Raw genomic sequence first — 4083 nt, 5'->3', positions numbered from 1 at the left:
ACCTAAAAACAGTTAAAAATAATACATTAATAAATGCGGTACTACTGATGATGTTTACTGGGCTAAGACCCATAAATATTTGCAACCTTCGTCTATCGTATATAGATGATTTAAATAATCCTAAATTTTTAACGTTTCCTGAAACAACTCATACCACTCGCGGTGCTATGAAAAACCAAAAAGAGTTTAAAATACAACTCACACCCGAGATGAAAAAAGCAATACAACAAGAGTTAAAATTAAACCCAGACATAAACCGCACCTACTTATTTTGCAAGGTTAAAGACAACTCAAAACCCATTAGTAAAGAGAGTTTAAACCGAACTCTTAAATATCATGCGCCAAAAGACATGGTAGCGGCCCCGCGAGATAACATAAATATAAAAGGCTCAGCCGGAGCATTTCCAACACTACTTCGCAGCTTCTTAAAATCACATATGAAAGAAGTGCTAACTAAAAAAATTGGGTCATCAACAATTGCTGAAATTGAGTCTAAAAAAATGCTTCATCACTCTGTTTCAGATCACGATCCGATGAGTAAACATTATGACCACTCGAATAAAATATATAACACTGATATTAAAGCACTTTATAAAAACTTTTCCCTATTTGAGAAGGAAATACTTAAAGAAGTAAAAATACAGGCTAAGTTAAAAAACAAAACGACTAAAAAATCATTTTTAAAATTAGATTATTCAAATAATTTCATCGCCAAAGTCAAAAGCACAATAAGTGCTTATTCCACTATCTGGGGTAATATAGTTCAGCAAACCCAAAAGCTTAAAAAGAGCCGCCCTTTGCAAATATTAGAGTAAAGCTTACATATTGCTATACAGCGTTGTCGTTATTTACAAACCTATAAAGAGCTTTTACTAGGTGGTGCAGATTGATTTCTTATAAAAGCAGGAATATCAAAAATATCAGATGCTTTTGGTTTAGTGGCGACTACTTTAGAGTTTGACTCAATTCTAGTTTCATCAAGTATCATTTTTGAACTCGCGCCCGTAGCAATAACCAGTAGCTCATAATTGGTTGTTAAGTTTTCAATTTTTGAAACACCACAAATAACCAATGCGTTTGGGCTTACCTGCTGACGCACAGTATCAGTAATAAGGTTATAGCTACCCAGTGAGATTTCATCTTTGCAATTTACTTGTATTATCACGCCAGTACTTGATGACATATCTACCTGATTAACCAGTGGGTTATTGAGTGCACTATCAAGTGCAGTAGTGAGCTCGCTCTCATCATTACACTTGCCTACGCCAAGTACAGCATCGCCTTGGCAATCCATAATTTTCGCAAAATCATTTAAATCAACGTTTATTAAGCCTTGATAGCAAAGCATGTCGATGAGTGATTTTATCAGTGAGTGGAGTATTTGGTTTGAATGTTTAAACGCATCGAATAATCCTATATCGTTACCAAGCACCTCAATCAGTTGATCGTTTGGGAGAGTAATAACCGCATTAGCATGCTCTTTAAGCTCATTTAAACCTGCTTGCGCTATATTATTTCTAAACTGCCCTTCACTACTAAATGGTAATGTAGCAACAAATATAATGGGCTTACCTTGCTCACTAGCAAGTTGTGCAATATACGGGCTAGCGCCAGTCCCAGTACCGCCCCCCAACCCTGTTGCACACAGAATTATATCGCAGCCATTAATAAGCGTTAAAAGCTGCTCTTTACTCTCTTCTGCCGCTTGTAGTCCAACTTTAGGGTCGGCTCCTGCACCATAACCATGAGTTAGCTCAGCACCTATTAGTACTGCTTCATCACTCTGTGTATGTTCAAGTACCACTTTGTCGGTATTAACGCTGTACAAGTGCGCCTGCTCAGACTCGCGTTGTTCAAAAATACTGTTAAGCGAATTACAGCCACACCCACCAATGCCAAATACACCGATTGATAAACCATCATTTTGTTGAATTAATTGAAACATAATCACTCCTTAACTTTTAAAGGAGCATAACAAATAGGTGCGTCAATTTTTGACGCACCTAAACTAGTTAGAGTTATTTATAAATATTTGCGGCCAGTTTAAGCTTTGTAGTGATTCTTTGGCGCAGCTTTTCAGGTTTAACAACCTCGAGCCAATGGGCACATTTAAATAGCTCATCGGTCAATTGCTCACTATCAATAGTTTGGTAGGTAAATAATACGTTTTTATCGTCAATCTGTTGCTTGTCAATCAGCTCGCCAAGCTCAATAAACCCTTGATTAACTGCAGAGTGGCTAGGCACTTTTACAATTAACTCGATCGCTTCTTGCTTCATGTCTTTATTAATCGCACTGCGCAGCGACTTTAACTGCTCATTGCTTGGCTCACGTCGTGTTTTTTGCAAAATGTGTACATTACGAATGCGGTAAACCGGCATCTGGTAGCATTTATCGTGAAACTCCCCCACCATAAACTGCGCCATCAACACTCCGCCTTGCTCAACTAAGTTATAAAAACTCAATTCAGCAAACTTTAACCAATGTGCCTCATCGTAAAGTACTCTATAAAGCTCAGCGCTCACTGCACGCTTATGCTTAATCGCATGCTCAATTTTCTCAACTAACTGAGTATCAATATTCACTTTTAACGACGACTTTGGAAGGGTTGAAAGCCACTCAGGCACATGACCATTAAAGCGTTTAAATGCCTGCTCTGCTTTAATATGCACTGAGCATTTAACATCACTGGGGACTGATTGCGGCAGTAACTGCTCCAGCAACAAATAGTGTTCAGCCATTTCACTGCTCATTACTTTTGCGTTCCCACCTCGCCACTGTGAATTAATAGACCAACCATATGGTTTACTGCGCGTATCTTTTTCAAGACCAAAGCAACCTTGGTCGTAAAGTGATTGTAGGTCTCGCTGGAGCATACGGCTGGAGAGATCCAACCCACTTTTCGACAAAGCAATTTGTAGTTCACTCACTGAAGTACTTTTAGGACTAGAAGGGATATAATCTAAAATTGAATTATGTCGGGCAGTCTTCATAGTTTACATTTCATGCAGCTTTGATTAAAAGTATAAAGCCTTGGATTAACTTTGATTATTTAGTAATAACAAGACTGTTTGCAGCAATATGAAACCAACTAAGAACAATTACAAGCTCCATAGTTGAAAGCTAAGGCTGTTGAAGTATATTTGTCACAGTTTCCTTTTTCGACTCGAGTTTATAGCTTTAACCAAGTTTTTACCTGGTACCACGCGCGCTTTATATTCCTTTTCCTTAGGCAATGCTAGACCATATTTAGTTGCTAAATTAATAGCTAACTCATAACCACAATCAGCAGACTTAATAACCCAGCCTTCTCCATCACGCTTTAAAGCAGGGGGGTTTTTAGGGTTATTAATAATATTCATTCCTAAGAGGTACATTGCTTCTGGATTTCCTTTATTAGCGGATTTATGTAAATAAGTTTCATATACGTGCTTATTTCCGTCCAATAAAGCATTTTTAGCTATAGCTAAATCACGATAGCTCTTTTTAACTAAAGGTGATACCCCTGAGTACTTTTCAGTTTTCTCCTCTTCATTCCAGAACCTTTCATTCCACTCAATTAAACGACTTTGTCGCTTCATCAAGCTTTCTTCAGATGGTTTTGCCATACCGTATTGATGATCGTATTTACCAATACTCTTTGGTAACCCTAAGAAGTGAGTAATGTTTGAATTAGGAGTAATGTTTAATTTGGTCCTGAGTAACTTTTCAAATGCGAACTGCCATAAGTACTCGTGATCATGTACATACCCATAAGTCATGTTACGAATATCTTTTAAAGATAAGTTCTTATTTTCTAATAGCCTTGCAATATTTCGCTGAGAACGCTCAAAAACTCTAATTTCACTAGCTTGTCCTCGTAAAATTTCTACAATGATGTGCTCACCAATTTCAAAAATGCATGCTTCCGAATTTTCATTCGGCTCATCAGGTAGTATTATTAAATTTCGAGAATTAACAACTAGCCCTTCACTAATTACTTGATATGTATGCTTAGGCAAAAGTATTTTGATTTGATTAAATTTTTGACTATAGTTTTTCCAAAATACAGAACGAGCTCTTAATTGATTACTTTGGGTATCA

At 37.2% G+C, this 4083-nt stretch carries 4 protein-coding genes; 1 reads left to right on the top strand and 3 read right to left on the bottom strand.

Annotation, left to right across the window (positions count from 1 at the left end; all coding sequences use genetic code 11):
* Window positions 1-815: tyrosine-type recombinase/integrase (locus tag H5072_RS13265; RefSeq protein ID WP_404936328.1), on the top strand; the 815-nt coding region annotated here is incomplete at its 5' end.
* 41 nt (window positions 816-856) lie between these two features.
* Here the strand turns inward: H5072_RS13265 and H5072_RS13260 are convergent.
* The 3 genes from H5072_RS13260 to H5072_RS13250 all read right to left on the bottom strand — a co-directional run.
* Window positions 857-1945, bottom strand: coding sequence for a cell division protein FtsZ (locus H5072_RS13260; protein WP_007585888.1), 1089 nt, complete (start codon window positions 1943-1945; stop codon window positions 857-859).
* A 73-nt stretch (window positions 1946-2018) separates the two neighbouring features.
* Window positions 2019-2930: a WYL domain-containing protein gene (locus H5072_RS13255; protein ID WP_310735881.1), complete on the bottom strand. Its 912-nt coding sequence runs from the start codon at window positions 2928-2930 to the stop codon at window positions 2019-2021.
* Window positions 2931-3146: 216 nt separating this feature from the next.
* The coding region (locus H5072_RS13250) for an EH signature domain-containing protein (protein WP_259395948.1) at window positions 3147-4083 on the bottom strand (937 nt) is incomplete at its 5' end.

This window comes from Pseudoalteromonas sp. SR45-5 (assembly GCF_014163565.1).
In the GTDB taxonomy this organism is placed as follows: Bacteria; Pseudomonadota; Gammaproteobacteria; order Enterobacterales; family Alteromonadaceae; genus Pseudoalteromonas; species Pseudoalteromonas distincta.
The sequence above is the reverse complement of the archived record's forward strand: the minus strand, read 5'-3'. Positions and strand labels throughout refer to the sequence as shown.

Bases quoted from the DNA above. Each gene is read 5' to 3' on its own strand.
- H5072_RS13260 (WP_007585888.1), bottom strand. From the start codon at position 1,945: ATGTTTCAATTAATTCAACAAAATGATGGTTTATCAATCGGTGTATTT.